Here is a 26,861-nt window from a genome sequence, read left to right on the forward strand (position 1 = left end):
GCGCGGGGTGCTACAGGCTTTCGAATTTTCGCTTTGCGAAAATCCGACCGGCTGGGGGCGCTGCCCCCAGACCCCCGGGATATTTAGGGCAATAAGAAAGAGCGGGGTTAGTCTTTTTTGTCGCGGCTGCGGCCCAAGAGGCGGCCGATGGTGAAGGAGGTGCGCGGGGCGTAGATATAGGGGGTGCGTTGTGTTGGGCTTGAACGGCTGCGCATCCGGGCGAGGCCGAAGATGGCGAGGCCGGCGTGGCCCACGGCGATCATCATGAAGAGGGCCGGCGGGCCGAAGCCTTCCATAAGGTAGGAGGCGACCAGCGGTGCGGCGATGGCGCCCACGGCGAACCAGAACATGAGGGCGGCGGAGAGCTCGACGCGCTCTTCTGAGCGAGCGAAGTCATGGGCATGGGCGGCGGCGACCGAGTAGATGGGGAAGGTGGTGAGGCCGAAGAAGGCGGCGTTGAGCAGGATGCCGGGTGTGGTGAGGCCTTGCAGGAAGGCGGTGCTGGCGCAGCTGAGGATGGCGGCGAGCGACAGCCAGATCAGCACCCAGCGGCGGTCGTATTTATCTGCCAGCCAGCCGACGGGGTATTGCGCCAGCGCGCCGCCAAGCACGAAGGCGGCCAGAAAGGTGGCGATTTGGGTGACTTCAAGCCCGACCTCCTGGCCATAGACCGGGCCAACCATGCGAAAGCTGGCCGAGCTGAGCGCCGCCACCACCACGCCGACAGCGGCGAGCGGCGAGCGGCTCACCGCCAGCATGGGGCGCAGGCGGGGGGCGTGCGGCGTTTCGGGCTGGGAGGCGGTGGTGAGGGTGAGGGGCAGGATGGCGGCGCAGCACAGGATGGCGAGGATGGAATAGGACATGTAATGCGCTGGTGTGAGAAAGCCGATCAGCAGCTGGCTGACCAGCGAGCCGCTCATATCGACCACCCGGTAAACGCCCATGGTGCGGCCGCGGGTTTCGTTTGTGACCTTGGCTTGCAGCCAGGCTTCAATAACCGTGTAGCAGCCCGCCACGCAGAGGCCCGAGGCCACCCGCATGAGCGCCCAGGCATAGGGACCGATGACAATGTAATGGGCCAGAAGCGCGATCGCCCCCAGCGCTGTGAAGGCGGCAAAGGCGCGGCTGTGGCCGACCGAGCCCATGAGCCGCGGCGCCCACCAGCAGCCGATGAAGAAGCCCAGAAAATGGGCCGAGCCAAGCAAGCCGATTTCGGCGCGCGAAAAGCCCAGCGCCAGCCCGGACAGCGCGTCCAGCGGCCCGACCCCGCCTGTGGAGAGCTGCAAGAGCGCCACTGACAGAAACAGGGCGGCGAAGGAAATCAGAAGGCGCATGTCCTTACCATCGCAGGGCAGGTCAGGGGCGCAAGCAGGTTTTCGACGCGCAGGTGTCGTATTTGCCTGCCCGCCAAGCGCGCCTCAGTCGTCTGGGCGGGCCAGCTCGAAGACCTCGCGCACCAGCGTATAGTCGCGATAGCCCATGCGGGCGAGCGGGGTGAAGCGGGTGGCGTCAAATTTGCCGTCCACCAGGCAGTCGTCGCGCAGGTGCACCCCGGTGACCTCGCCGATGACCACATAATTCGCGGCACCGCGGCTTTTGTGGATGTTCACGAGCGTGCACTCCATGCTGGCGGGTGCAGAGGCGAGGCGCGCGCAAGCGATGGTGTTGCATTCGGCCCGCTCAAGCCCTGCGTGGTCAAATTCGCTGATCCCGGCGGGCAGGCTCTGGGAGGTGGCGTTCATGGCGTTGGTGGCCGCTTCTTGCACAAGGTTCACGCAGAACACACCGCTTTCGCGGATATTGGCCAGCGTGTCTTTGGTGCCGTCGCGGTCTTCTTTTGTGCCGGTGGAGGCGAACATGACCTGCGGTGGCTCATAGGCTGCGCCGGAAAAGAAGGAATAGGGTGCGAGGTTGTCTATGCCGGTGTTGCCCCGTGTGGAGATCCAGGCAATGGGACGCGGCACGATGAGCGCGTTGAACGGGTTATGTGCCAGCCCGTGGCCATCTTCGGGGCGGAAAAACATGGGCAATATCCTTTGTGGTATTTGCCCCGTGCATAGCGCCGTGTTAGGGGCATTTCCAGCGCAAAGGAGGTCTGCGGGCGTGATCACGTTAAGCTCTGAGCGGCCAGAAGACGGCTGGGAGGTGGAAACACTTTATGACCTTTGCTTTGCGCCGGGGCGTGAGGGGCTTTCCTCGTATCGCTTGCGCGAGGGCGTGGCTCCGGTTGCGGCGCTGAGCCTTGTGGCGCGCGATGAGTTTGACGAGCTGGCGGGGGCCATTCGCTACTGGCCTGTTCAGGTGGGGGGCCATGCGGCGCTGCTGCTGGGGCCTGTGGCGGTGCATCCGACGCGCCAGGGCGAGGGCGTGGGCGGCTTGCTGATCCGCGAAAGCCTTGCGCTTGCGGCGCAGGCGGGCTGGGCACGGGTGATGCTGGTGGGGGATGCGCCCTATTATGCGCGCTTCGGCTTTGAGCCGCTGACGGGCGTTGAGATGCCGCCACCCACCAATCCGGCACGGGTGTTGGGGCAGGCCTTGGGCCCGCAGGCCTGGCGCAATGTGGTGGGGAAAGTGACCAAGGCGACTTGAAAACAGTGGCGCAAGGCCCGATGTTTTGGGGATGACACAGCCGGTTGAAATTCTGGATGCGCCCATCGGGGCGGCAGAGGTGGCGGCAGAGCTTGAGGCTCTGAGCCGGCGCTACAGGGCGGCTGGCGGCCTTGTGATCACGTTGCTCAACCAGATCGGAGGGCAGGCGGAGACCTTGCTGGAACGGCTGCCGGAGGCTGTGAAAGACGGGCTGGAAGCACAGACCCTGCGCGCGCTGCGGGGCGCGCTTGAGCTGGCGGGCCGCTCGCGGGAGGCTGTGGCAGACGAACCGGTCTGGATGACGCGCACGCTCACGACAGCGATGGGGGCCGCCGGTGGCCTTGGGGGGTTGCCCTCGGCTCTGGCCGAGCTGCCGGTGACCACCACGCTGCTGTTGCGGGCCATCCAATCCATCGCGCGCACATATGGCTTTGATCCGGCTGAGGAGCGCGTGAAGTTTGACTGCCTGTGCGTTTTTGCGGTGGCAGGCCCGCTGGCCAAGGAGAACGGCGCGGAGATTGCTTTTTTCTCGACCCGACTGATGGTCAATGGCGCGGCTCTCAACACGCTCATCAGCCGCGTTGCGCCACGCCTTTCGCTGGTTTTGGGCCAGAAGCTCGGGGCGCAGACCTTGCCTGTCCTTGGGGCTGCGGCGGGCGCTGCGACCAATTACGCCTATACGCGCTACTATCAGGACATGGCCCATGTTCATTTCGGGTTGCGCCGGTTGGCCCTGCGCGCCGATCTGCAAGAGGACGCGCTGCTCTCACGCTTTCAGGACGTGCTTGCCCAAAGCGACTGACGGTTCTGGCCCCCATACGCCCGCCCAAGGCGGCGCAGCGCTAGCCGAGGCTGCGGATATAAGCCACGATGTCGGGCCGCACCGATTGCACGCCGCGCGCGGCGGCGGCGTCGATCAGGGCCTTGACCCGGTGCAAATCCACTCGCCGGATCAGGCTCTTTACCGGGCCGATCGAGGCGGGCCGCATGGAGAGGGTGTCCAAGCCGATGGCGGCAAGACAGACGGCCTCCAGCGGGCGGCCAGCATCCTCACCACAAAAGCTGAGGGCGGTTCCGGAGGCGGCACAGCGCTTCACGATCCCTTCCAGGAAGGTCAGAAAGCTGATGTTCAGGGTGTCATAGCGCTTGCGCACGCGTTCGTTTTCGCGGTCGGCAGCAAAGAAAAACTGTTTGAGGTCATTGCCGCCGATGGAGAGGAAATCGACCTCTTCAAAGAATTTGTCCGGCGCAAAGGCCAGCGAGGGGGTCTCCAGCATCGCGCCGATTTCGAGGCTTTCGGGCAGGGCGTGGCCGAGCGCTTTTTCGCGCGCGATGGCTTTGTCCATTTCGGCGCGCGCCGCGCGGTATTCTTCAAATTGCGCCACAAAAGGGAACATCACGGTGAGTGGACGCCCGTTTGCCGCCCGCAGCAGGGCTTGCAGCTGCATCCGCATGATGCCCGGCTTGTCCAGCCCCACCCGAATCGCACGCCAGCCGAGGGCGGGGTTGGGCTCGTCATTGGGCTTCATATAGGGCAGCACCTTGTCTGAGCCGATGTCGAGCGTGCGAAAGACCACGCGTTTGCCTTGGGCCGCGTCAAGCACGCGCCCGTAGAGCGCGCAAAGCTCCGAGCGGCGCGGCATCTGGTTGCGCACCAGAAATTGCAGCTCGGTGCGAAAGAGCCCCACGCCTTCGGCACCCGAGCCGGCCAGAGAGGGCAGATCTGCCATGAGGCCGGCGTTCATATGCAGGCCCACGCGGATCCCATCGCGGCTTTTGGCCGGTTTGTCGCGGATGGAGGCATAGCGCTCCTGGGCTTGTGCCTGCATGGCGATCTTGTCGCGAAAGGCGGTGACCACGGTGTCATCCGGGCGCAGGTGGACCACACCCTGGTCGCCGTCGACCATGATATGATCTCCGTTGAGCGCCTCGGTGGTGATGCGGCTTGCGTGAACGACCAGAGGAATGGCCAGCGCGCGCGCAACGATGGCAGCATGGCTGCCCACGGAGCCTTCTTCCAGCACAATCGCCTTGAGCGAGCGGCCATAATCCAAAAGCTCGGCGGGGCCGATGTTGCGGGCGATCAGCACGGGGTCGGCAGGCATTTCGGCCCCGGTTTCAAGCCCCTGTCCGGTGAGGATGCGCAACAGGCGGTTGGAGAGATCATCCAGATCATGCAGCCGCTCGCGCAGGTAGGCGTCTGTGACCTGCTGCATCCGTGCGCGGGCGGTGGATTGCTCTTTCTCGACAGCCGCCTCCGCAGAGAGGCCGCGGCCGATATCTTGTTCCATGCGGCTCATCCAGCCTTTGGAATTGGCAAACATGCGGTAGGCTTCGAGCACGTCGAGCTGTTCCTTGCCGCCGCCGCGCGCGCCGGCAAGCATTTTGTCCACCCCCACGCGCAGCTCTTCGACGGCCTCGCGCAGCCGTTCGAACTCGCGGTGCGGGTCCTCGGCGATGGGGTTGGTCACCACCACACGCGGCTCATGCAGCCAGACATGGCCCTCGGCCGCGCCTTCCTGGCCGGTGGTGCCGCGCAGGAGCACCGGCTGGGTGTGGCGCGCCGAGAGTGCTGCGCCCTCGCCGATAAAGGCGCCCAGCTCGGCCATTTCGGCCAGCACCATGGCGACAACTTCCAGCGCATCGACTTCTTCATCGGCAAATTCGCGCGCGTCTTTGGTCTGCACCACCAGAACGCCGAGCTTTTCGCCCAACCGCTGGATCGGCACGCCAAGGAAGCTTGAATAAATCTCTTCGCCGGTTTCGGGCATGTAGCGAAAGCCGCGCTCGGAGGGGGCGTCAGGTGTGTTCACCCGCTGGCCCTTGCGCGCCACGAGGCCCACGAGGCCCTCGCCCATCTTCATGCGCGTCTGATGCACGGAGGAGGGGTTGAGGCCCTCGGTGGCGCAGAGCTCCAGCGTGTCTTCATCGCGAAACAGATAGACCGAGCAGACCTGGCTGTGCATCTCTTCGGCAATCAGCCGGGTGATCGTATCCAGGCGGGCTTGTCCGGCGCTGTCCTCGGCCATAACCTCGCGCAGACGCGCCAGCATCTGCCGGCTGTCGGTTTTGATCTCTGGCTCGCTCATCGCGTGCAGCTGCCCCCTTTTTGGTCAGTCTTCGCCAACCGTTAGACAGCTTACACCACAGCCGTATGACAAGGGAAACGGGAATTTGCGTTTGAGGCCAGTAAAGAACGCCCTTGTGACCTTTTGCACAAGAAGAGAACAAATGTCCGCGCGTGCGGCTTGCGTGGCCGGTTTAGCCGGCTTTTTCAAGCTCAAAGGCGTCATGCAGGGCCTGGACGGCGAGTTCCATGTATTTGCGGTCAATCAGCACAGAAATCTTGATTTCTGACGTCGCGATCACCTTGATGTTGATGCCTTCGTCCGAGAGCGTCTTGAACATGGTTGCGGCCACGCCTGACTGGCTGCGCATCCCGATTCCGACTGCGGAAATCTTGGCCACATCTGTGTCGGCAATCAGATCGTGATAGTTGATGTCACCGCTGCTCTTGGCCTCTTCCATCGCTTTTTTGGCGCGCGCCACCTGATCGGTGGGGCAAGAGAAGGTCATATCGGTGCGCCCGTCTTCGGCGATGTTCTGGATGATCATATCCACGTTGATGCCGGCCTCGGAGAGCGGACCGAAAATGGCGGCGGCAATGCCGGGGCGGTCGGCCACGGAGACCAGCGTCATTTTGGCTTCATCGCGCGAATAGGCGATTCCGGATACGGGGCGGTTTTCCATAACTTCCTCCTCATCACAAACGAGCGTGCCGGCTGCGTCGGATTGTTCTTCAAATGAGCTCAGAACCCTGAGTTTGACTTTGTAGCGCATGGCCAGCTCGACAGAGCGGGTTTGCAGGACCTTGGCGCCCAGGCTGGCAAGCTCCAGCATTTCTTCAAAGGCGATCTTGTCAAGCTTGCGCGCCTTGGACGAGATGCGCGGATCTGTTGTGTAGACCCCGTCGACATCGGTGTAGATGTCGCAGCGCTCCGCGCCGAAAGCGGCGGCAAAGGCCACGGCGGTGGTGTCAGAGCCGCCCCGGCCCAGCGTGGTGATGCGCCCTTCCGGGCTGATGCCCTGAAAGCCAGCCACAACGGCCACTTTCATGCCTTGGGCAAACTTGCCGGCGATGTTCTCGGCGGGGATCTCCTCGATCCGCGCGGAAGCATGAGCCGAGGTGGTTTTCACCGGCACCTGCCAGCCCTGCCAGGAGCGCGCGGGGATATCCATTTCCTGCAATGTGAGCGCCATGAGCCCTGCGGTGACATTCTCGCCCGAGCTGACGATGGCATCATATTCGCGCGCGTCATAAAGCGGGGAGGTCTCATTGACCCAGCCCACAAGCTCGTTTGTCTTGCCCGACATGGCCGAGACAATCACGATCACGTCGTAGCCTTTGGCCACTTCGACGCCCACCCGCTTGGCGGCGCGGCGGATGCGGTCAAGGTTGGCGACGGATGTGCCGCCGAATTTCATCACCAGAACAGGCATAGCGAGCCTCATAGTTGCGTTCGGCGCGGTTTAGTCGCTTGGGAAAGCGCGCGCAAGGGTGCTATGGTCGCAGGCGCAGCGCGAAAATTGGAATTTTCGCGGCAAATTTCTGTGCAGAAATTTGGGCAGACAACCGGGCAGGGGGCGGGGTGGCTTAATAGGGGTGGTCGCGGCCATCCCATGTGCGAAAGCAACCGGTTGTTTCAAGGCTGAGCCTGTCAAACTCGGCAATCAGCCCTTCGGCGCTTTCGGCCACATCGATTTCACCGCCATCGCCGCCCATGTCGGTGCGCACCCAACCGGGGTGGTAGGCCCCCACGGCCACGCCTTCGGGCGCGAGATCGGCGGCGAGATTGCGCGCGAGGTTCAGGGCGGCGGCTTTGGAGCTGCGGTAGATATAGCTGCCTCCCGGCGCGCGGGTGTCGCTGCCCATCTGCGAGGAGATGATCGCGATTTTGGGCGCCTCAGAGCGCTTCAGCTGCGGCAAGAAGGCCTGCACCGTGAGAAAGACGCCGGTGACATTGGTGGCGAAGCTGTCGGCCCACATCTGGGCCGGATAGCCCGCTTCAAGGCTTTGGCCCTTGTCCGGGTAAATGCCGGCATTGCAGATCAGCAGATCAAGGCTTTGCCCTTCCATGGCGCTGGCCAGCGCCTGGACGCTGGCGGGCTGTGTCACATCCAGCGCCGCATAGCCTGCGCCGCTGCGGGCGGTGGCTGTGACCGTATCGCCCGTGGCGGTGTAAAGCTCGGCCAGGCGCGCGCCGATCCCACGGTTGGCGCCTGTGATCAGAATGTGGCTCAATTTGATCTCCTGTTGGGTTTGAACGGCAAGGGGGTGACGGGCACGCCCTCATCCATGAGTTTCTTGGCCTCTTCAAGCCGTGCCTCACCGTAGATGGCCCGTTCGGGGGCCTCGCCGAGGTGCATCTTGCGGGCTTCTGTGGCAAATTGCGGGCCGACATATTCTGATGTGGCCTCGATCTTTTTGCGCATGTCTTTGAGGGCTTGCTCGGCAGGGGAGGCCGGCTGGCTCAGCGCCCCGGGCTGCCCCTTGCTGCGCGCCCGGCTCACCCGGGGCGCCATCAGCGATTTCGTGACCGCGCTGTCGCCGCAGACCGCGCAGGCCACCATGCCTTGCTGTTGCAGTTTCTCATAGGCCTCAGAGGACTGAAACCAGCTGTCAAAACTGTGGCCTTGGGCGCATTTGAGCGAAAAACTGATCATCGCGGTCCTGTTCCTGTGTCGCCTTCTGAAGATAGGCTTTGTGGCGCGCGGCGCAAGCCTCAGCTTTGGAGCAGGCGCGGATCGAATGTTTTGAGGATCTTTTTCAGCTCGGGCTCGCTGACCCGGCTGGCCGCTTTCTTGGGCCGAAACCACTTGCGGCGGCGCTGGCCCTTTTCCGGATAGGACTTGGCAAGTTCGCGCACCAGCACGGGGTAGACAAGCGCCACGCAGGGCAGGGGCGCGCCTTTTTCAAAGGCCTTGGTGTAGGAGAACAGCCCGAGGCAGCGCTCGTAGGCCTCTCCCCGCACCCCCGCTTCCTCCCAGGCCTCTTGCAGCGCCGCCTGGGCAGGGGTTTTCTGCGCCATGGGCCAGCCTTTGGGGACAATCCAGCGCTGCGCTGTGCGCGACGTGATCAGCAGGATCTCGGGCTCGCCCTTGCGCATCCGAAAGCAGAGCGCGGCGAACTGGCTGCGCACCATGCTCTTGGGAGCACCTGCCCGCAGAATCGGCAATTGTTTCGGGCCTTGAACAACCATCTGCCTGAGAACTGCTTTCCTTGTGAGCGCCTGATCTTTGGCAAAACTATGAAACAATCAGACCGGCTTGGCCAGTTATTCTTGCTCTGCCGGTTCCCGGGGCGCGCCGGCCCGGCCGCGCTCTGCGCTGCGATAGAGGATCGGAAACCAGTCTTCGCGCAGCCGCTCGCCGGCGCGCATTCCATGGTCGGGGAAGGGGGGCGAGGTGCGCCCGGGCCGTGCGACATAGCGGGCATCATCGCCCACAAGCCGCAGCGAGAAGGCGCGGCGGCGGGTGTGCGCGGTGTTGCCCCGCGCGCCGTGCAAAATGGAATAGTTGAAGGCAACCGCATCACCGGGCTCCATCTCCCATTCGCGAATATCCATGCCCTCTGCCTCCGGGTCGGGCACGGGCATGTAATCGTCCTTGTTGGGAAAATAGCTCTCCTCTGACACCCAGCGCATGGGCATGACCGGCTTTTCCCAAGCATGGCTGCCGGCGACACAGCGCAATGTGGCCTCTGTCACAGGGTCAAGCGGTGACCAGAAGCTGACCGTTTGCTGCCCCTCGACAAAGTAATAAGGCCCATCGGTATGCCAGGGGGTCGCCATGGAGGTGCCTGGCTCTTTGACCAACACATGGTCGTGAAACATCTGGGTTGTCTGGCTGCACATCAGCTCGGCGGCAACCTGCGCGGCGGGGGAGGTCTTGATCACCTCCTCAAACTCGGGGATGCGTTGCCAGTTGCAGTAGTCGTCAAAGAAGCGGCCGGTTTCACCGTCTTTTTTGTTGTCCGAGGCATACGGGCCGGGGGCCTCCATATTGCGGGCCACCCCGGCTCTGAGCGCGTTCACATGATCGCGAAAGAGCCCGCGAATGACGATCACCCCGTCGCGCTGGAAGCTGTCTATGTCGTCTTGCGTGATCAGAGGGTGGGGCATGGGGTGTTCCTTCATGGGGCGGGCTGCGGGACTTGGCCTTAGGGATCGGGCCGGAAACTGGGCCTGATAAGGCGCGGCTGTTTGGGCGCAAGCGTTAGGCGGGCGCAGCGGCTTGTCAAGATGCAAGAGCCCCCGGGCCAGCGCTGAAAAAGGGCCACAAAGCGCCCCAAAAAGGCCAAAACAGCCGCCTGCGCGCGCGGGCTAAAAATGGCCCAAATTTTGTGGATAAGTCCTGTATAAGCTGTGGATAACCCTTGGGATAACTTGTGGAAAATAATGCTCCCCCATGAGAATATTATTCTTATACCCCATTTTTCAATGCTTTAGCGGGTGTTTTCAAGCTTTCACGGCAAGAATGCTGACTCAAAGATTAATGCAAAAAAGCCCGGAGATGAGCTCTCCGGGCCAAGACGTTTGATTTGCTGGCAAAATCTTGAGTGTTAACAAATCATTCCGCAGCATCACGCTTGGGCAAGACCCAATCTGGGCGCGCGAAGTGGCAGGTGTAACCATTTGGAATCCTGAGAAGATAATCCTGATGTTCTGGCTCTGCCTCCCAGAAATCGCCCGCAGGCTCGATTTCTGTCACCACGGGGCCCGGCCAGAGCCCTGAGGCCTCGACATCGGCGATGGTATCAAGGGCAATTTCCTTCTGGGTCTCGTCCAGATAGAAGATGGCCGAGCGATAGGACAGCCCCCTGTCATTGCCTTGGCGGTTGGGTGTTGTGGGGTCATGGATCTGGAAGAAGACTTCCAACAAGTTGCGGTAGCTGATTTTTGCCGGATCAAAGACAATCTCTATCGCCTCGGCATGGGTGCCGTGGTTGCGATAGGTTGCATTGGGCACATCGCCGCCTGAATAACCCACGCGCGTGGAGAGAACCCCCTCCCTCTTGCGGATCAGGTCCTGCATTCCCCAAAAACATCCGCCGGCGAGATAAGCGATTTGCTGTGTCATTCTGCGTCCTCCACTTGGGTGAGATAGGCGCCATAGCCTGCGGCGTCCATCTCGTCTTTCGGGATGAAGCGCAGGGCGGCTGAGTTGATACAATAGCGCAGCCCGCCGCTTTCGGCCGGGCCATCGGGGAAAACATGGCCGAGGTGGCTGTCTGCATGGGTCGAGCGCACTTCGGTGCGGATCATGCCATGGCTTGTGTCGCGCAGCTCCGCCACATGGGCCGGGGCCACGGGCTTGGAGAAGCTTGGCCAGCCACACCCTGAGTCAAATTTGGCCGAAGAGGCAAAAAGCGGTTCACCCGATACGATATCAACATAAAGCCCGGCTTCGAAATGGCTGTTATACTTGCCGCTGAATGGCCGCTCTGTGCCGCTGTCTTGCGTCACGAAGCGCTCTTCTTCGGTGAGCGCCGCGAGGGCTTCGGGGGTTTTGTGATAGGTCATGATTGGACTCCGCCTGCTGTCACGTTTGAGCGCGGAATGTGCTGTGCCACGCGGCATTTGCCAAGGCAAGATTTCGTGAACATGGGGGGGAGGGGAATGCAGCTGGTACCCCGTAGGGGAATCGAACCCCTCTTTCCAGGTTGAAAACCTGGCGTCCTAACCGATAGACGAACGGGGCAAAGCCCAGCTGTGAGGCGCTAATTAAGGAAAGCGCAGCAGCTGTGCAAGCCCAAATGTGTGGGGAATTTGTTTTTTTCTGTCTGGCGCTTTTTTGTTGGGGTTTTAGTGGGCCGGGGCGGCATCATCCAGGCGCAGTTGCACCTGGCTTCGCCCTTGCCATGTGTTGATTTCAAGCCGCCCGGCAAGGTGAAAGCGCGCGCCGCCATGATTCTGAAGGGCTGTGCCGAGCGGGCCGTCAAAGGCACCAAAGGCGATGGCGTCAAGGCGCGGGCCTGTGCCGTCTGAGAAGCTGAGCTTGAGGTGGCCTGTGCCGATTTGCTTGGCAAAGTGGATGGCGCAATCGGGAAAGGCAAAGCGCGGGCCGGACGCAGAGGCGCCGTAGGGGCCGGCGGCCTCAAGCTGCTCGATCAGCGCCACGGTCGCCGCGCCCGGCATAAGCGCGCCGTCGAGCCGTAGATCAGAGGGGCCAAGCGCGCCCGCGCCTTGCTTGTCAAGCAGCTCACAGAGCCGCGCCATGGCAGGGTCGAGCTGGGCACGGCTGAGCGAAAGCCCGGCGGCCATTTTATGCCCGCCGCCCTTTTCGATCAGCCCTTCCATGGCGAGTCGCTGGATCGCTGCGCCGAGGTCGATGCCCGAAACAGAGCGGCCCGAGCCTTTGCCGTCATCGCCATCAAAGCCGATCACAATGCTGGGGCGGTGCGCGGTTTCCTTGAGCCGTGAGGCGACAATACCAACCACGCCGGCGTGCCAGCCTTCGCCTGCGGCCCAGACAAGGGGGGCGTCCAACCCGCGTTGCTCGGCCTGGGTGAGGGCCGCGGCGCGCACGGTTTCTTCGATGGTGCGCCGCTCGGTGTTGAGCGTGTCAAGCCGCGCGGCCAAGGCGCGGGCCTCATCGGCATCGCGGCAGGAGAGCAGGCGCGCGCCCAGATCGGCCTGGCCTATCCGCCCGCCTGCGTTGATGCGCGGGCCAAGGACAAAGCCGAGGTGGTAGGGCTTGGGCGCGGTGTCAAGGCGGCCAATATCGGACAGGGCAACCAGGCCGAGGCGCGCACGCCGCGCCATGACCTTGAGGCCCTGCACCACAAAGGCGCGGTTGACCCCGACAAGCGGTGCGACATCGGCCACGGTGGCCAGCGCGACAAGGTCGAGCATGGCAATGAGATCGGGGCCTTTGCGCCCCGCCTCGCGCAGGATGCGGCCAGCGTCGACCAAGGTGAGAAAGACAACGGCGGCGGCACAAAGATGTGCCAGATCGCCGGTTTCGTCCTGCCTGTTTGGGTTGACCACAGCCAGGGCAGGCGGGAGCGTTTCGCCGCCAAGGTGATGATCTAGAACGATAATATCACAGCCCGCTGCGGCCTCTAGCGCCTCGTGGCTGAGGGTGCCGCAATCCACGCAGATGATGAGCGCATGATCAGCTGCCAGCATTTGCATGGCCGGGACATTGGGGCCGTAGCCCTCATCAATACGGTCGGGGATATAGAGTGTCGCGTCGTGGCCCATGGCGCGGAACCAGTCCAGCAGCAGCGCCGCAGAGGTGCCGCCATCGACATCGTAGTCGGCGAAAATGGCCACGCGCTCGCGCGCATCAAGCGCTGCGACAAGCCTTGCGGAGGCTTTGGCCAGATCTTTCAGGCTGCGCGGATCGGGCATCAGATCGCGCAGCTGCGGGGTGAGAAAGCTTTCGGCGTCCTCAGGGCTGACGCCACGGCGCGCCAGCACCTGTGCCAGCGCATGGGGCAGATCGGTCTGCTGCACGATACGCCCGGCGGCGCGCTCCAGCTCAACCGTGGGGCCGAGCCATCTGCGCCCTGTGAGCGAGCGGTCTACGCCGAGAAATCCCATGATATGCCTGCCTTTTGCCCTGCCCCCTCACTGTGACGCAAAGGGCGCTTGGGTGCAATCAGAGGTCTTCGATCCGCAGGGCGACGGGGGCGCCAACCACCACATCCAGCCCCTGCATGGCCCGTGTTGCGGCCAGAAGCTCTTGGCGGGCGCATTTGTGGGTGACGATCAGAACCGGGGCGGAGGCATCGGCGTGACCATATTGGCGCATCCGGTCAATCGAGACGCCAGCCTCGCCCAAGACTGTTGCAACTTTGGCCAAGGCCCCCGGTTTGTCCAGCAGCGAGAAGCGCAGATAATAGGGCGCGGGGGCTGCGGAGCTGGCGGGCGTGGCGGCCACGAGGGTGCTGGCCGGTTGCCCGAAGATGGCGGGGCGGATGCCACGGGCCAGGTCCATCACATCGCCCATGACCGCGCTGGCGGTCGGGCCTTCGCCTGCGCCGGGGCCTCGGAGCACGACTTGCTGCACCTGATCGCCCTCAAGCACCACCATATTGGTGCCCCCCTCCAGCTGGCCCAGCGGGCTCGTGTCGGGCACGAGGCAGGGGCTCATCCGTTGTTCCAGGCCGCGCGCGGTCATCTGGGCGACCCCGAGCAGCTTGATGCGATAGCCCATATCTGCGGCGGCCTTGATGTCCTCGATGGTCAGCTCGCCGATGCCTTGCAGCTCGACACCGGGAAAATTGACCTGAGTGCCAAAGGCCAGCGATGCCAGCAGCGCCAGCTTGTGGCCAGCGTCGATGCCCCCCACGTCAAGGTTGGGATCGGCCTCCAGATAGCCCAGTTGATTGGCCTCTTCAAAGACCTCGGCATAGCTCAGGCCAGCGCTTTGCATCCGTGTGAGGATATAGTTGCAGGTGCCGTTCATCACCCCCATGACGCGGGTGATGTCATTTCCGGCAAGCCCTTCGAGCAGGCTCTTGATCACCGGGATACCGCCTGCAACCGCGGCTTCAAAGCGGATAAGCGCGCCTTTTTCTTCAGCCATGAGCGCCAGCGCCTGCCCGTGGTGGGCCAGCAGGGCTTTGTTGGCGGTGACCACATCCTTGCCAGCGGCAAGGGCGGCTTCGGTGGCGGCTTTGGCAGGCCCATCAGAGCCGCCCATCAGCTCGACAAAGACATCCACATCTGCGCGTTTGGCCAGGGCAACGGGGTCATCTTCCCAGGCATAACCGGCGAGAGGGACCCCGCGGTCCTTGTCTTTGGAGCGGGCCGAGACAGCGCTGATTTCGATGGCACGCCCGCTGCGTGCGCTGAGAAGATCGGCCTTTTTGCGGATGATCTTGACGACGCCTGCGCCAACGGTTCCGAGGCCTGCGATGCCCAAGCGGAGGGGTGCTGTCATGGTCGGTTCGCCTTCTTGTTTGATGTCTGGTCTTATCTTGGTGGTGTTTTGTCGGTGTCTTCTGCTGTGAGAAGCGATTTAACCGCTTCGCCGCAGGCTTGCAACGCGCCGCAGGCACAGAAGGGGTTTATCTTGGGTTAGGGGCGCGCGTTTGGGGATTCGATCTCTATCGTGGCGCGCAAACGGGCTTTTTCGGATGGGGCGAGCGCTTGTTGTGTGAGCCTTGCGGCCCGCGCGCGCAGCCGTGTGCTGCGCGCCTGAAGCTCTGCCGCAGTCTGCGCCGAGAGGCGCGGGGGCGGCGCCTCGGGCAGAGCGGCTGCGCTGATGGGGCCCAAAGCGGGGTAGGGCGCGGCTTTCATCTCTTCGGTCACGGTTGCGTCCAGCGCGGGAAACTGCGCACAGGCGCTTTGGGCGAGGGCAAACAGCAGGGCAAGAGGTGCGCGCATGGGATCTCCGCAGGTCTGGGTGTGTCTGGTGATGCCCCAGCGGCGGGGCGAGCGCAAGCAAAGGCTTTGATTTGAACGCCTGTTCAGTTAAGACAGGCCATGGCACGCACCCAAGGCTCTCACTCTGAACTCACGGCGCCGCGCATCCGCGCGGCGGCGCTCAAGCTCTTTGCCCGCCATGGCTACGCGGCGGTGTCCATGCGCCAGATTGCAAAGGATGTGGGGCTACAGGCGGGGGCGCTTTACAATTATACGCCCGACAAGCAGAGCCTGCTCGCCGAGCTGATGCGCGCGCATATGGAGGATCTGCTGGCCGCCCGGGCCGAGGCCGCCAGCGCACAGCTGGCCCCGCTTGAGGCTTTGGCCGGGTTTGTGCGGTTTCACATCGGCTTTCACATCGAGCGCCCGGAGGAAGTGTTTATCGCCTATATGGAGTTGCGCGCGCTTGAGCCGGACAACTTTGCGGATATCGAGGCCCTACGGCGGCGTTATGAAGACGAACTGGAAGCGATTTTGCGGCGCGGCGCGGCGGCGGGTGTCTTTGCCGTGGAGGACCCAAAGATTGCCACGCTGGCGGTGATTGCCATGCTCACAGGGGTGAACACCTGGTATCGGGCCGGCGGACGGCTGAGCCTTGAAGAGGTGGAAGAGATTTACTGGGGCATGGTGCGCCGCGCCGTGGGCGCGTAAGGCTGCCTGATGTTTGGTGCGCAGTGAATGCGCACCCTACGGGGATCATGCGACCGGGTCAGTATCCGGCGGCGCGGTCCACCAGATGCAGAAGCGGTTCGCCTGCCTCGCAGCGGCGGATGTTTTCGGCCACCACCTCAGAGCAGGTCTGCGCACGGGTCTCCGAGGCAATATGCGGTGTGACGGTGACGCGCGGGTGCGCCCAGAAGGGGTGCGCCTCTGGCAGGGGCTCTATGCGGAACACATCGAGTGTGGCATGGGCGATCTGGCCTGTATCGAGCGCGGCCAAGAGCGCGTCATCGTCAATCAGCGCCCCGCGCCCCGGGTTGATGACAAAGCTGCCCTGCGGCATGAGCGCGAGGGTTGCGGCATTGAGCGTGTTTTGGGTTGCGTGCGTGCACGGCAGCAAGAGGATACAGATTTCGCCATGCGCCAGCGCCTGAGTGAGCCCGTCCTCGCCAGAAAAGCAGGTGATTTTGTCGTGGGTTTTGGGGCGACGCGACCAGCCTGCCACATCAAAGCCAAGCGCCGCCAGGGCCTCGGCACAGGCCAGGCCAAGCGCCCCGAGCCCCAACACGCTCACCCGGCGGTTGCGGCTGAGAGGCGGCACAGCGGGCTGCCAGAGGTGATCTGGGTTGTGGATATGGGCGTCCATCCCGAGGTGATGGCGCAGGGTGTGGCCTGTGACCCACTCTACCATCCCTTGTCTGAGGCCGAAATCAACCATCCGCGCCAGAGGGATTTTGAGGGTCGTGTTGCCGGTGATGCTGTCAACCCCGGCCCAGAGGTTTTGCACCAGCTTGGCGCGGGTGAAGGGGCCAAAATCCTGAAGCGCAGAGTTGGGGGCATAGATGATGTAATCGACCTCCTCGGGCGCATGGTCCAGGCGCAGATCGACGTTGAGGCCTGCGGCGTCAAAGGCGACGGCAAGCGGGTCTTTATAGGCGTCCCAACGCTCTGGGCGGGCGGCGAAAAGGGCTTTGAGCGGCATCGGGCTACCTTGGTTTGTGAACATGGGCGCTTTGGACGAGGCCAAAGGCCACCATCAACACCAACATAGCAGAGCCGCCATAAGACACCAGTGGCAGCGGCACGCCCACAACCGGGATCAACCCCATCACCATCGCCATATTGACAAAGAAGAACAGGAAAAAGGCCACTGTCACCCCGAGGGTGAGCAGGCTGCCATAGCGGTTGGTGTTGCTCAGTGCAGAGGCCACGCAGAAGACGATCACCAGCGTGTAAAGCAGCAAGAGTGCGGCTGCGCCGATAAAGCCGAACTCTTCAGAGAGGGTCGTGAAGATGAAATCCGTGTGCTTTTCGGGCAAGAAGTTGAGCCGGCTCTGGGTGCCCTGCATGAAGCCGCGCCCTGTCCAGCCGCCCGAGCCGAGGGCGATCTTGGATTGGGTGATGTGATAGCCCGCTTTGAGCGGGTCTGCGGCCGGGTCAAGGAACGTGTCGATGCGGCGGAACTGGTAGTCTTTCAGAAGCTGCCATGACGTGCCGCGCGACTGGAACACCGCCGCGACAAGCCCGATGGCTGCGGTGATGACGGCGGCAAAATAGGCCCAGTGAACCCCGGCCATGAACATCAATGCGCCGCCGCCTGTGAGCAGCAAAATGGCTGTGCCAAGATCGGGCTGGCGCAGCACAAGCAGGGTGGGCACAAGGATGAGCAGCACCGGAATGGCCACCCAGAGGGGGTGGGAAATCTTCTTCAGTGGCAGCCAGTCGTAATAGGCCGCCAGAAACATCACCAGCGTGATTTTCATCAGTTCGGAAGGTTGCAGGCGCATGAAGCCCAGGTTGATCCAGCGTTGGGCGCCCATGCCGACCTCGCCAAAGAGCTCTACCGCCAAGAGCAAGATCAGCGACACGCCATAGGCCAGAGCCGAGACATTGCGCCAAAACCAGATCGGCACCATGGCCACAAAGATCATGGCCAGAAAGCCCACGGCGAAACGCTTCATCTGCGGTTGCGCCCAGCGCTCGATCGAGCCACCAGCCACCGAATAGAGCATTAGAAAGCCGATTGAGGCCACCGCCACCAACAAGAGCGTCAGTGGCCAGTTGAGATAGAGCAGCTTGCGCGGGCCTGTGGGCACATATTTGACGTTATACTCAAGATAACTCATCTGCGCTCAGGCCCCTCTGCCGGTCGTGTTGCCATCGGCAGGCGGGCGCAGGGCGCGCAATTTGCGCTGCTGGCTGTCGATCCGGCCCCGGTCGCGTTCGGGGTATTCGCTCAGGGGCGGGTCATCTCCGTAAAGGGCTTGCAGGGTGATGTCGCGGGCGATGGGCGCTGCCGTGGTCGAGCCGCCACAGCCGTGTTCGACCACAACCGACACAGCAATCTGCGGCGCGTCATAGGGCGCATAATTGACAAACAGCGCATGGTCGCGCTGGCGCCATGGCACCTCGTCACATTTGACCCGGCGGCTGATCACCTGGCTGGTGCCTGTCTTGCCGGCCATGAGCTTGTCTTTGGACAGGATGCGGCTTGCGCGCGCGGTGCCGCTTGAGTGGTTGACGACCTCATACATGCCCCGCCGGATCTGGCGCAGGTGGTTTTCATTGAGCCCCAGGGGCGCGCCTGCGCCGCTGGGTTGCTCTATGCCGTTCAGGCGTTTGATCAACCGTGGCGTCACCTCGCGCCCGGTGGCCAGGCGGGCTGTCATCACGGCCAGTTGCAAGGGCGAGGCCAGCACGAAGCCTTGCCCGATCGAGGCGTTGACCGAATCTCCAATCACCCAATCCGCGCCGCGCACGGAGCGTTTCCAGTCTTTGGTGGGGGCGAGACCCTGGGCGACGGCGGACATGGGAATGTCGTGGCGCACGCCGATCCCGAGGCGGCGGGCCATTTGCGAAATCCGCTCGATGCCGGTTTCAAGGGCAAGCTCGTAAAAATAGACGTCACAGCTTTCGCGCAAGGCGCGCACAAGGCCGACATTGCCGTGCCCTGAGCGTTTCCAGCAGCCGAACTTCTGGCTGTAGACCTCCAGATGGCCTTTGCAGCGAAAGCTGTCTTCGGCGCTCACGATGCCCGCTTCCAGCGCGGCAAGCGCTGTGACCATCTTGAACGTGGAGCCGGGCGGGTAGGTGCCTTGCACCGATTTTGACACCAGCGGGCGGTGGTCATCCTCGATCAGGCCGGTGTAATCGGAAACCGAGATCCCGTTGACAAAGAGATTGGGGTCAAAGGCCGGTGAGGAGGCGATGGCCAGCAGATCGCCTGTGTTGCAATCTATCACCACGGCAGCGGCGCTTTCTTCGCCCAGGCGCGCCTGACAATAGTTTTGCAACATATGGTCGACGGTGAGCTGGATATCGGCGCCCGGGTTGCCTTCGACGCGGCTGAGCTCGCGCACCTCGCGCCCTGAGGCGTTGACTTCGACCCGCAACGTGCCGGCCTTGCCACGCAGGTCTTCTTCCTGGCGCGCTTCCAGCCCGGTCTTGCCGATCTGAAACCGCGGCAGGGTGAGCAGCGGATCGGGGTTTTCGATCCGCCCCAGATCATAGTCAGACACCGGGCCGACATAGCCGATCACATGGGTGAAATCGGCCCCCAGCGGGTAGTGCCGCGACAGGGCAACTTGGGGTTCCACCCCCGGCAGGGCGGGGGCATTCGCGGCGACGCGGGTTAGCTCTTGCCAGCTGATCTTGTCGGCGATGGTGATCTGCGTATCGCCGCGCCGCTTTTCAAGCTGGCTGCGGGCCTCTTGCAGAAGGTTCGGATCAAGGCTGATCAGCTTTCCGAGCCGGGCAAGGGTTTCTTCGACATCGCCGGCATTTTCGCGGGTGATTGTGATGCGGTAGCTGGGAACATTTTGCGCAAGGCTGCGCCCCACACGGTCAAAGACCTCGCCGCGCGCCGGCGGAATCAGGCTCACTTTGATGCGGTTTTCCTCGGCCAGAAAGCGAAACTGGTCACTTTCCTGCACCTGCAAATAGTGCATCCGGGCGCCCAGCACGCCCACCAATGCGGCCTGCACACCGCCCACAAGCAGCGCGCGGCGGCTGATGAGGGACTGGCTGGTGAGTTTCTCGGTGTTGGTTTTGCGCATGGGACCGTCCTCAGAGCCGCTGGCCAAGGGCGTTGACCTCGCCCAGCGAGGGCTTCTTGAGGCCAAAGAATAGCCAGGAAAGCCCGATGAGACCAGGGTAGCACAGGCTTGTGAGCAAGATTTGGACGAGGGCGGTTGTCAGGGCGAAATCCTCCACCAGCAAGACAAACAGGACAAGCCGATAGCCCAGGATGACACATAACAGCGCGATGGTGGCGGTGATCCATTCAACCGAAAAGGGCATGTTGCGCAGTTGGGCGGCCCGGGCCTTGAGCATTTCCACGGCCACAAAGGCAATGGCCGCAAACAGCCCGGGTGGGCGGCTGAGCATCAGATCGGAGAAGAGGAAAACCAGCGCCACAAGTCCGGCAGGCAGGAATTCGGGCCGTCTCAGCGCCCAGCAAAACGCCAGCGCCAGGATGATATCCGGCGCCGGAAGCTGGCGCGGGGTGCTGTTGAGCGGCAGCAGGTGCAAAAAGATGACGAAGCCGCTCAACGCGACGAAGAGCAGACGCATTGACCAAAGCCGGCTGAGGGTGTTCTCACTCATTGCCGGCCTCCGCAGCTGTGGCTGTGTCCGGAGCGAGGCTGCTGGCCTCGGGCAGGATCAGGCGGCCCGGATCGTCAATCCGTTCGGTGCCGTAGTTGCGCAGCACCCGCAGGAACTCGAGCCGTTCGTAATCGGCGGCCAGCCGCACGCGCATCCGTCCGCCGCGGTCCTGGGTGATGTTGCCAATCAGCACCCCTGCTGGAAAGACCTCCCCGTCGCCAGAGCTGACAACCCGGTCGCCGGGGCGGATCAGATCGCGGTTTTCCACAAAATCCACCGGTGGCGCGAGGGTGTTGTCGCCGATGAGCAGCCCGTTCTGGCCCGAGGGCTGGATTGTGACCGGCACGCGCGAGGCCACATCTGTCAACAGCAGCACCCGGCTTGAGCGGGCCCCGACACCGGAAATCCGCCCGACAAGGCCAATACCGTCCATGGCGGCCCAGCCATCAAGGATCCCGTCTTGGGCACCGACATTGAGCAACACCGACTGGCGGTAAGGCGACCCGCTGTCTGCCAGCACGACGCCTGAGATAGAGGTGAGGCGCGGGTCAAGGCGCACATTGTTGAGATCAATCAGGCGGGCATTTTCCTGCTCCAGTTGCAGGGCGGCTTCCTTCCAGCTTTCCATCTGCTGAAGCTCGCGGCGCAGCTCCTGGTTTTGTGCGTAGATCTTGCGGTAGCTCTGGAAATCCTTGAGCAGGTTGGCCGCGCCCGTGAGCGGTGCCATGGCCCAATCAAGGTTGGGCACAACCCGGTCCACGACGGCCATGCGAAAGCGTTCCACACGCGGGCTGTCGATCCGCCAGATCGCAAAAATGGCCAGCAAGGCCAGCGCCAGAACGACCCCCAACAGCCGCTTGAGCGGGCCTGTGAAATCGTCGGATCTGCGCGGTTCTTGTGCCAATCGAAACCCTTCTGAACGGGGGGCGACGCCCGTGAGCGTTAACTGTCGTAATCAATCGCGTGGGCAAGCTGCTTTTCAAATTCAAGCGCCTTGCCGGTGCCCAGCGCCACACAGTTGAGGCTTTCATCTGCAATCGAGACACTCAGGCCGGTTTGTTCGCGCAACGCCAGGTCCAGATCGCCCAGCAGTGCGCCCCCGCCGGTGAGCATCACGCCGCGGTCGACGATATCGGCGGCCAGATCGGGCGGGGTGGCTTCCAGTGCGGTCATCACCGCTTCGCAGATCTGTTGCACGGGTTCTGACAGGGCCTCGGCCACCTGGGCCTGGCTGATCTCGGTTTCTTTTGGCACGCCGGTCAGCAGGTCACGGCCCCGCACTTGCAGCGAGGTGCCGCGCCCGTCGTCGGGCATCCGGGCGGTGCCGATGGTTGTTTTAATGCGCTCAGCGGTGCTTTCGCCCACCAGAAGGTTCTGCTGGCGGCGCAGATAGCTGATGATGGCTTCGTCCATTCGGTCACCCCCCACCCGCACGGAGCGGGCATAGACGATGTCTCCCAGCGACAGCACGGCGACTTCGGTTGTGCCGCCGCCGATATCGACCACCATATTGCCGGTCGGGTCGGTGATGGGCATTCCGGCGCCGATGGCGGCGGCGATGGGCTCCGCGATCAGCCCGGCGCGGCGTGCGCCCGCCCCCAGAACCGACTGGCGAATGGCGCGCTTTTCAACCGGTGTGGCCCCGTGGGGCACGCAGACGATGACCTTGGGTTTGGTAAAGGTTGAGCGTTTGTGCACCTTGCGAATGAAATGTTTGATCATTTCCTCGGCCACATCAAAATCGGCAATCACCCCCTCGCGCATGGGGCGGATGGCTTCAATGGTTCCCGGGGTGCGCCCCAGCATCAATTTGGCGTCTTCGCCCACGGCGAGCACGCGCTTCACCCCGTCCTTGACGTGATAGGCCACCACCGAGGGCTCATTCAGGATGATGCCTTTGCCACGGGCGTAAACGAGGGTGTTGGCTGTTCCGAGGTCGATGGCCATGTCAGAAGCGAAGAGACCGGGCAGTTTATCAAAAATCGACATCAGGGAGCAAACCTCGCTTAAAATAGTGTGTGCGGCCACGAGTCAGCCCTCGCGCACCTTTGGGGAGTATCTATAGGCCCCTGCGAGGCTTGGTGAAAGAGGAAACATGGCCCGCTTGGTGGCGCTTGGCCTGCGGTGCGGCGCAGGCGGCCCTGACCAAAGCTCTGCCCCTCCAGCGCAGGCGAAAACTATGGCACGACCCTTGTTTTTAAGGGGAAAGCCACCGTTTGTGCGGTGCTGCAAGGCTTTGGACGCGGGCGGCACAATCGGCGCATATCCGCTTTCGGGCTCTTGGGCCCCGCGCCGCCGGGGCGCGGGGCTGAAACGCTGCAAATCAGGCCAGGTCTTTGTAGCTGATTTCCTTGGTGTCTTCGCCGGTTTTGCCACGGCGCACCAGGAGGCGGTTGAGCGCGTGGATATAGGCTTTGGCCGAGGCAACGACGGTGTCGGTATCGGCGGACTGGCCGGTGGCGATATTGCCGTCTTCCTCAAGGCGCACCGAAACGGTGGCCTGTGCATCGGTGCCTTCTGTCACGGCGTTGACCTGATAAAGCTCGAGATGCGCCGTGTTGGGGTGCAACTTGCGGATCGCCTTGAAGGCGGCATCGACGGGGCCGTCGCCGTTTTCGATGGCGGTTTTCTCTTCGCCGTCGATGTCCATCACCAAAGTCGCCTCGGCGGGGCCGCCTGTGCCGCAGACCACGCGCAGGGTGATCAGCTTGAGGCGGGTGCTTTCAGCGGTTTCACCCACGCGCATGAGGGCGATGATGTCATCGTCAAACACCTCTTTTTTGCGGTCGGCCAGATCCTTGAAGCGCACAAAGACATCCTTGAGCTGGTTGTCGCCCACCTCAAAGCCCAGATGCTCGAGCTTGTCGCGCAAGGCCGCGCGGCCGGAGTGCTTGCCCAAGGGCAGGCTTGTGCCGGCAAGGCCGACATCTTCGGGGCGCATGATCTCGAAGTTTTCACGGTTCTTGAGCATCCCGTCTTGGTGGATGCCGGATTCATGCGCGAAGGCGTTTTTGCCGACAATCGCCTTGTTGAACTGCACGGCAAAGCCCGAAACGGCGGCCACGCGACGCGAGATGTTCATGATTTTGCGCGTGTCAACTTGGGTGTGGTAGGGCATGATGTCATGCCGCGTCTTGAGCGCCATGACGACTTCTTCAAGCGCTGTGTTGCCCGCGCGCTCGCCGAGGCCGTTGATGGTGCATTCGATCTGGCGCGCGCCGCCCGCCACGGCGGCGAGGCTGTTGGCGGTGGCCATGCCAAGGTCGTTGTGGCAGTGGGTTGCGAAGATGACCTCATCCGCCCCGGGCACTGTGGCGATGATCCGCTTGATCAGATCGGCGGATTCCATTGGCGCGGTGTAGCCCACTGTATCGGGGATGTTGATGGTGCTTGCGCCTGCTTTGATGGCGATTTCGATGACGCGGCAGAGATAATCCCATTCGGTGCGCGTGGCGTCCATGGGCGACCATTGCACATTGTCACACAGGTTGCGCGCGTGGGTCACGGTTTCGTGGATGCGCTCGGCCATTTCGTCCATCGTGAGGTTGGGGATGGCGCGGTGCAGCTCTGAGGTTCCGATGAACGTATGGATGCGCGGCCGGGCGGCGTGCTTCACCGCCTCATAGCAGCGGTCGATGTCTTTGGCATTGGCGCGCGCAAGGCCGCAGATCACGGCGTTCTTGGAGCGGCGGGCAATTTCGCTGACAGCGTTGAAGTCACCCTCTGAGGCGATGGGGAAGCCCGCCTCGATGATATCGACGCCCATATCGTCGAGCAGCTCGGCGATTTCGAGCTTTTCTTCGTGGGTCATGGTCGCGCCGGGAGATTGCTCGCCATCGCGCAAGGTGGTGTCAAAAATATAGACGCGGTCGGATGCGTTTGCAGATGTCATGTCAGGTCTCTGTGTTTGATGAATGTCTAAGCTTGGGGGCGCGGGCCGGCGTATCCTCTGAGCGCGTGCGCCATGAGGCACGCTCAGAGGCAGCTTAGAAGCAGAAGAGCAGACGCAGCGCGCGGCGCCAAGAAGGCGCGGGGCGGCGTTGGGGCAATATGTGTCTGCAAAGTCATGCCCAAAGTTATAGGAGCGGGATTTGACGAGATAAACCCCCAAATTTTGCGAAAATCGCCAAGGGCCTTGACCCTCCAGTTGCTGGAAGGCCTATCTGGGTGCCAAATGAGGTGAATCATGAGCAAGATAGAACTGTGCCTTGAGGGCTTGAGCTGTGCCGGCTGTGTGCGCCGCGCGGAAGCGGCGATTGCGGGTGTTGCAGGCGCATCGGATGTGGCCGTAAACCTTGCCACGAAACGCGCGCGCCTTGAGTTGGGCGCGGCGGCGCTGGACGATGTGACCGCGGCGCTGGCCAAGGCGGGCTATCCTGCGCGCGCTGAACAGGCCGTTTTTACCATCGAGGGCATGAGCTGCGCCTCCTGTGTGGGTCGTGTCGAGGCGGCGCTGCGCGACCTTGAGGGTGTGCTTGACGCGGCTGTGAGCTTTGGCGCGGGCGAGCTGCGCCTGCGCTATCTCGAGCGCGTGGTGCAGGAGGCCGATATCATCGCGGCGGTGAAGCAGGCGGGCTATGCGGCCGTGCGCAAGGGGGCGGGAGAAACTGCGGCCACGCGGCGCGCTGAAGAGGCGCGCGGGCTGAAGCGGAGCTTTCGCATCGCGCTGGCGCTGGCTTTGCCTGTGTTTCTGTTGGAGATGGGGGGGCATCTTTACCCGCCGTTTCACCACTGGGTCATGGCCACCGTCGGGCAGCAGGCCTCCTGGCTGTTTCAGTTTGTGCTCACCAGCGCTGTGCTGATCGGGCCGGGGCGCAAGTTTTACACGGTTGGTTTCCCGATGCTGTTCAGGGGCGCGCCGGATATGAACTCGCTCGTCGCGGTGGGCACTTTGGCGGCCTATGGCTATTCTGTTGTTGCCACATTTGCGCCAGCCCTTTTGCCGAGCGGGGCGCGGGCGGTTTACTTTGAGGCGGCGGCTGTCATCGTTACGCTCATTCTGATGGGGCGGTATTTGGAGGCGCGCGCCAAGGGGCAGGCGGGTGCGGCGATTGCCAAGCTCATCGAGCTTGCGCCCACGCGGGTGGAGATCAGACGCGACGGCGCGTTTGTAGAGACGCAGGCCAGCGAGGTGATTGCCGGCGATGTGCTGCGCTTGCGCCCCGGTGCGCGCGTGCCTGTCGACGGCCGGGTCAAGACGGGTGAGAGCCATGTGGACGAGAGTATGCTGACGGGTGAGCCGATGGCTGTGCGCAAATCTGCTGGCGACGCTTTGATTGCGGGCACGGTCAATGGCGCGGGGGCGCTTGAGATGGTGGCCGAGAAGGTGGGCGCGGACACGGTTCTGGCAGGCATTGTGCGCACGGTGGAAGAGGCGCAGGCCGCCAAGCTGCCCATTCAGGCGCTGGTTGACCGTGTGACCCTGTGGTTTGTGCCTGTGGTCATGGGGCTGTCTGTGCTGACGCTTCTGGCATGGCTCGCCTTTGGGGCGGGGCTGGCCAATGCGCTTGTCGCCGCCGTTTCGGTGCTGATCATCGCCTGCCCCTGCGCGATGGGCCTGGCCACGCCCATGTCGATTATGGTGGGCACGGGGCGGGGGGCCGAGCTTGGCGTGTTCTTTCGCAAGGGCGATGCCTTGCAGCGGCTCTCGGATGTGAAGATCGTGGCCTTTGACAAGACTGGCACGCTGACCGAGGGCAAGCCCAAGTTGACGGACTTTGAAGCGCTGGGCGGGTTCGCGCGCGCCGAGGTGCTGCGGCTTGTTGCGGCAGCGGAGCAAGGCTCTGAGCATCCTGTGGCGCGGGCCATTGTTGCAGCGCAGGAAGGCGCTTTGCCCGCTGCCGAGGGCTTCGCCGCGATTGCGGGGCAAGGTGTGACGGCGCGGGTTGAGGGGCGCGATGTGCTGATTGGCACAGCCAAGCTCATGCGCGACAATGCGGTGGTTTTGCAGAGCGACACGGCTGCGCTGGAGGCGGCGGGCAAATCGGTGTCCTTTGCCGCGATTGACGGGCAGTTGGCGGCGCTTTTTGCTGTTTCGGATGCGTTGAAATCTGATGCTGTGAAGACGATCAAGACGCTGCACGGCATGGGGCTGAACACCGTGATGATCACAGGGGACAGTTTGGCCGCAGCGCGCCATATTGCCGATGCGGCCGGGATTGACGCGGTGATTGCCGAGGTGATGCCTGAGGGCAAGCTCGACGCGATCCGCAAGCTGCAAGAGCGTGGCGCGGTGGCCTTTGTGGGCGATGGGATCAATGATGCGCCTGCGCTCTCGGCGGCTGATGTGGGGCTTGCGATTGGCACAGGCACGGATGTGGCGATTGAGAGCGCCGAGGTGGTTTTGATGACGGGCGCGCCTGTGAAGGTGGCCGAGGCCATCACATTGGCCCGCAGGGTGATGCGCAATATCCGTCAAAACCTGTTCTGGGCTTTTGCCTATAACGCCGCACTTTTGCCTGTTGCGGCGGGGGTTTTCTATCCTCTGACAGGCTGGCTTTTGTCGCCGATGCTGGCCGCCGGCGCGATGGCGCTGAGCTCGGTCTTTGTGGTGAGCAATGCGCTGAGGCT

Annotated in this window: 24 protein-coding genes and 1 tRNA gene; 4 read left to right on the forward strand and 21 right to left on the reverse strand. The window is 63.0% G+C overall.

Annotation, left to right across the window (positions count from 1 at the left end; all coding sequences use genetic code 11):
* Positions 1–107: 107 nt before the first annotated feature.
* On the reverse strand, positions 108–1,334 hold the full coding sequence (locus tag Q0478_RS13680) for an MFS transporter (protein ID WP_298680200.1): 1,227 nt from the start codon (positions 1,332–1,334) through the stop codon (positions 108–110).
* Positions 1,335–1,418: 84 nt separating this feature from the next.
* Complete coding sequence (locus Q0478_RS13685; RefSeq protein WP_298680202.1) at positions 1,419–2,024, reverse strand: flavin reductase family protein; 606 nt, start codon at positions 2,022–2,024, stop codon at positions 1,419–1,421.
* A 79-nt stretch (positions 2,025–2,103) separates the two neighbouring features.
* On the opposite strand from Q0478_RS13685, the gene Q0478_RS13690 reads away from it, so the two are divergent.
* Together Q0478_RS13690 and Q0478_RS13695 are read left to right on the forward strand one after the other, a co-directional pair.
* Positions 2,104–2,589, forward strand: a complete 486-nt coding sequence (locus tag Q0478_RS13690) for a GNAT family N-acetyltransferase (protein ID WP_298680204.1) — start codon at positions 2,104–2,106, stop codon at positions 2,587–2,589.
* Between the two features lie 31 nt (positions 2,590–2,620).
* Entirely contained in the window at positions 2,621–3,391 is a 771-nt protein-coding gene (locus Q0478_RS13695; RefSeq protein WP_298680206.1) for an EcsC family protein, read from the forward strand.
* A 40-nt stretch (positions 3,392–3,431) separates the two neighbouring features.
* On the opposite strand, the gene ptsP is transcribed toward Q0478_RS13695, so the two are convergent.
* The 12 genes from ptsP to Q0478_RS13755 all read right to left on the reverse strand — a co-directional run bounded on the left by ptsP (position 3,432) and on the right by Q0478_RS13755 (position 14,987).
* Entirely contained in the window at positions 3,432–5,678 is a 2,247-nt protein-coding gene (ptsP, locus tag Q0478_RS13700; protein WP_298680208.1) for a phosphoenolpyruvate--protein phosphotransferase, read from the reverse strand.
* A 172-nt stretch (positions 5,679–5,850) separates the two neighbouring features.
* Positions 5,851–7,089 (reverse strand): aspartate kinase, encoded by a 1,239-nt coding sequence (locus Q0478_RS13705; protein WP_298680210.1) that lies wholly within the window; start codon positions 7,087–7,089, stop codon positions 5,851–5,853.
* A 154-nt stretch (positions 7,090–7,243) separates the two neighbouring features.
* On the reverse strand, positions 7,244–7,891 hold the full coding sequence (locus Q0478_RS13710) for an SDR family oxidoreductase (RefSeq protein WP_298680212.1): 648 nt from the start codon (positions 7,889–7,891) through the stop codon (positions 7,244–7,246).
* Entirely contained in the window at positions 7,888–8,313 is a 426-nt protein-coding gene (locus Q0478_RS13715) for a DUF1178 family protein (protein ID WP_298680214.1), read from the reverse strand. Before Q0478_RS13715 ends, Q0478_RS13710 begins: the two co-directional genes overlap by 4 nt.
* Positions 8,314–8,372: 59 nt before the next feature.
* Positions 8,373–8,825, reverse strand: a complete 453-nt coding sequence (locus Q0478_RS13720) for an NUDIX hydrolase (RefSeq protein WP_298680216.1) — start codon at positions 8,823–8,825, stop codon at positions 8,373–8,375.
* Positions 8,826–8,924: 99 nt separating this feature from the next.
* On the reverse strand, positions 8,925–9,770 hold the full coding sequence (locus Q0478_RS13725) for a phytanoyl-CoA dioxygenase family protein (protein ID WP_298680218.1): 846 nt from the start codon (positions 9,768–9,770) through the stop codon (positions 8,925–8,927).
* A 448-nt stretch (positions 9,771–10,218) separates the two neighbouring features.
* A complete protein-coding gene (msrA, locus tag Q0478_RS13730; RefSeq protein WP_298680220.1) occupies positions 10,219–10,728 on the reverse strand; it encodes a peptide-methionine (S)-S-oxide reductase MsrA in 510 nt (169 codons plus the stop codon).
* Positions 10,725–11,171 (reverse strand): peptide-methionine (R)-S-oxide reductase MsrB, encoded by a 447-nt coding sequence (msrB, locus tag Q0478_RS13735; RefSeq protein WP_298680222.1) that lies wholly within the window; start codon positions 11,169–11,171, stop codon positions 10,725–10,727. The genes msrA and msrB overlap by 4 nt, the downstream gene beginning before the upstream one ends.
* Before the next feature lie 103 nt (positions 11,172–11,274).
* A tRNA-Glu gene (locus Q0478_RS13740) sits at positions 11,275–11,349 on the reverse strand.
* Between the two features lie 104 nt (positions 11,350–11,453).
* Positions 11,454–13,196, reverse strand: coding sequence for a single-stranded-DNA-specific exonuclease RecJ (gene recJ / locus Q0478_RS13745; RefSeq protein WP_298680224.1), 1,743 nt, complete (start codon positions 13,194–13,196; stop codon positions 11,454–11,456).
* A 58-nt stretch (positions 13,197–13,254) separates the two neighbouring features.
* The gene (locus tag Q0478_RS13750) at positions 13,255–14,541 is read right to left on the reverse strand and encodes a homoserine dehydrogenase (protein WP_298680226.1); all 1,287 of its coding nucleotides are present in this window, start codon (positions 14,539–14,541) and stop codon (positions 13,255–13,257) included.
* A 137-nt stretch (positions 14,542–14,678) separates the two neighbouring features.
* A complete protein-coding gene (locus Q0478_RS13755) occupies positions 14,679–14,987 on the reverse strand; it encodes a hypothetical protein (protein WP_298680228.1) in 309 nt (102 codons plus the stop codon).
* Positions 14,988–15,086: 99 nt separating this feature from the next.
* Between Q0478_RS13755 and Q0478_RS13760 the strand changes: the two genes are divergently transcribed.
* Positions 15,087–15,677 (forward strand): TetR/AcrR family transcriptional regulator, encoded by a 591-nt coding sequence (locus Q0478_RS13760; protein WP_298680230.1) that lies wholly within the window; start codon positions 15,087–15,089, stop codon positions 15,675–15,677.
* A gap of 58 nt (positions 15,678–15,735) precedes the next feature.
* Here the strand turns inward: Q0478_RS13760 and Q0478_RS13765 are convergent, their stop codons facing one another.
* The 7 genes from Q0478_RS13765 to Q0478_RS13795 form a co-directional block, all read right to left on the reverse strand.
* Entirely contained in the window at positions 15,736–16,668 is a 933-nt protein-coding gene (locus tag Q0478_RS13765) for a glyoxylate/hydroxypyruvate reductase A (protein ID WP_298680232.1), read from the reverse strand.
* 4 nt (positions 16,669–16,672) lie between these two features.
* Positions 16,673–17,812: a rod shape-determining protein RodA gene (gene rodA / locus Q0478_RS13770; protein ID WP_298680234.1), complete on the reverse strand. Its 1,140-nt coding sequence runs from the start codon at positions 17,810–17,812 to the stop codon at positions 16,673–16,675.
* Between the two features lie 6 nt (positions 17,813–17,818).
* A complete protein-coding gene (gene mrdA / locus Q0478_RS13775) occupies positions 17,819–19,741 on the reverse strand; it encodes a penicillin-binding protein 2 (RefSeq protein ID WP_298680236.1) in 1,923 nt (640 codons plus the stop codon).
* A gap of 10 nt (positions 19,742–19,751) precedes the next feature.
* Positions 19,752–20,291 carry a rod shape-determining protein MreD gene (locus tag Q0478_RS13780; protein ID WP_298680238.1) on the reverse strand — a complete coding sequence of 180 codons (540 nt, stop codon included), beginning with the start codon at positions 20,289–20,291 and terminating at the stop codon, positions 19,752–19,754.
* Entirely contained in the window at positions 20,284–21,195 is a 912-nt protein-coding gene (gene mreC / locus Q0478_RS13785) for a rod shape-determining protein MreC (RefSeq protein WP_298680240.1), read from the reverse strand. Before mreC ends, Q0478_RS13780 begins: the two co-directional genes overlap by 8 nt.
* Positions 21,196–21,233: 38 nt before the next feature.
* Positions 21,234–22,280: a rod shape-determining protein gene (locus tag Q0478_RS13790; RefSeq protein WP_298680242.1), complete on the reverse strand. Its 1,047-nt coding sequence runs from the start codon at positions 22,278–22,280 to the stop codon at positions 21,234–21,236.
* A gap of 334 nt (positions 22,281–22,614) precedes the next feature.
* On the reverse strand, positions 22,615–24,183 hold the full coding sequence (locus Q0478_RS13795; RefSeq protein WP_298680244.1) for a 2-isopropylmalate synthase: 1,569 nt from the start codon (positions 24,181–24,183) through the stop codon (positions 22,615–22,617).
* 294 nt (positions 24,184–24,477) lie between these two features.
* Here Q0478_RS13795 and Q0478_RS13800 point away from each other — a divergent pair.
* A partial coding sequence (locus tag Q0478_RS13800) for a heavy metal translocating P-type ATPase (RefSeq protein ID WP_298680246.1) occupies positions 24,478–26,861 on the forward strand: 2,384 nt, incomplete at its 3' end.

It is taken from the genome of uncultured Lentibacter sp. (genome assembly GCF_937123735.1).
In the GTDB taxonomy this organism is placed as follows: Bacteria; Pseudomonadota; Alphaproteobacteria; order Rhodobacterales; family Rhodobacteraceae; genus Lentibacter.

Excerpts from the sequence above, each read along its gene's own strand:
- Q0478_RS13705 (WP_298680210.1), bottom strand. The coding sequence starts at position 7,089 with ATGCCTGTTCTGGTGATGAAATTCGGCGGCACATCCGTCGCCAACCTT.
- Q0478_RS13765 (WP_298680232.1), bottom strand. The coding sequence starts at position 16,668 with ATGCCGCTCAAAGCCCTTTTCGCCGCCCGCCCAGAGCGTTGGGACGCC.
- Q0478_RS13790 (WP_298680242.1), bottom strand. The coding sequence starts at position 22,280 with ATGTCGATTTTTGATAAACTGCCCGGTCTCTTCGCTTCTGACATGGCC.
- Q0478_RS13680 (WP_298680200.1), bottom strand. The coding sequence starts at position 1,334 with ATGCGCCTTCTGATTTCCTTCGCCGCCCTGTTTCTGTCAGTGGCGCTC.
- rodA (WP_298680234.1), bottom strand. The coding sequence starts at position 17,812 with ATGAGTTATCTTGAGTATAACGTCAAATATGTGCCCACAGGCCCGCGC.
- msrB (WP_298680222.1), bottom strand. The coding sequence starts at position 11,171 with ATGACCTATCACAAAACCCCCGAAGCCCTCGCGGCGCTCACCGAAGAA.
- Q0478_RS13750 (WP_298680226.1), bottom strand. The coding sequence starts at position 14,541 with ATGACAGCACCCCTCCGCTTGGGCATCGCAGGCCTCGGAACCGTTGGC.
- Q0478_RS13780 (WP_298680238.1), bottom strand. The coding sequence starts at position 20,291 with ATGAGTGAGAACACCCTCAGCCGGCTTTGGTCAATGCGTCTGCTCTTC.
- Q0478_RS13795 (WP_298680244.1), bottom strand. The coding sequence starts at position 24,183 with ATGACATCTGCAAACGCATCCGACCGCGTCTATATTTTTGACACCACC.
- Q0478_RS13725 (WP_298680218.1), bottom strand. The coding sequence starts at position 9,770 with ATGCCCCACCCTCTGATCACGCAAGACGACATAGACAGCTTCCAGCGC.
- Q0478_RS13755 (WP_298680228.1), bottom strand. The coding sequence starts at position 14,987 with ATGCGCGCACCTCTTGCCCTGCTGTTTGCCCTCGCCCAAAGCGCCTGT.
- ptsP (WP_298680208.1), bottom strand. The coding sequence starts at position 5,678 with ATGAGCGAGCCAGAGATCAAAACCGACAGCCGGCAGATGCTGGCGCGT.
- recJ (WP_298680224.1), bottom strand. The coding sequence starts at position 13,196 with ATGGGATTTCTCGGCGTAGACCGCTCGCTCACAGGGCGCAGATGGCTC.
- mrdA (WP_298680236.1), bottom strand. The coding sequence starts at position 19,741 with ATGCGCAAAACCAACACCGAGAAACTCACCAGCCAGTCCCTCATCAGC.
- Q0478_RS13760 (WP_298680230.1), top strand. The coding sequence starts at position 15,087 with ATGGCACGCACCCAAGGCTCTCACTCTGAACTCACGGCGCCGCGCATC.
- Q0478_RS13695 (WP_298680206.1), top strand. The coding sequence starts at position 2,621 with ATGACACAGCCGGTTGAAATTCTGGATGCGCCCATCGGGGCGGCAGAG.
- Q0478_RS13715 (WP_298680214.1), bottom strand. The coding sequence starts at position 8,313 with ATGATCAGTTTTTCGCTCAAATGCGCCCAAGGCCACAGTTTTGACAGC.
- msrA (WP_298680220.1), bottom strand. The coding sequence starts at position 10,728 with ATGACACAGCAAATCGCTTATCTCGCCGGCGGATGTTTTTGGGGAATG.
- Q0478_RS13685 (WP_298680202.1), bottom strand. The coding sequence starts at position 2,024 with ATGTTTTTCCGCCCCGAAGATGGCCACGGGCTGGCACATAACCCGTTC.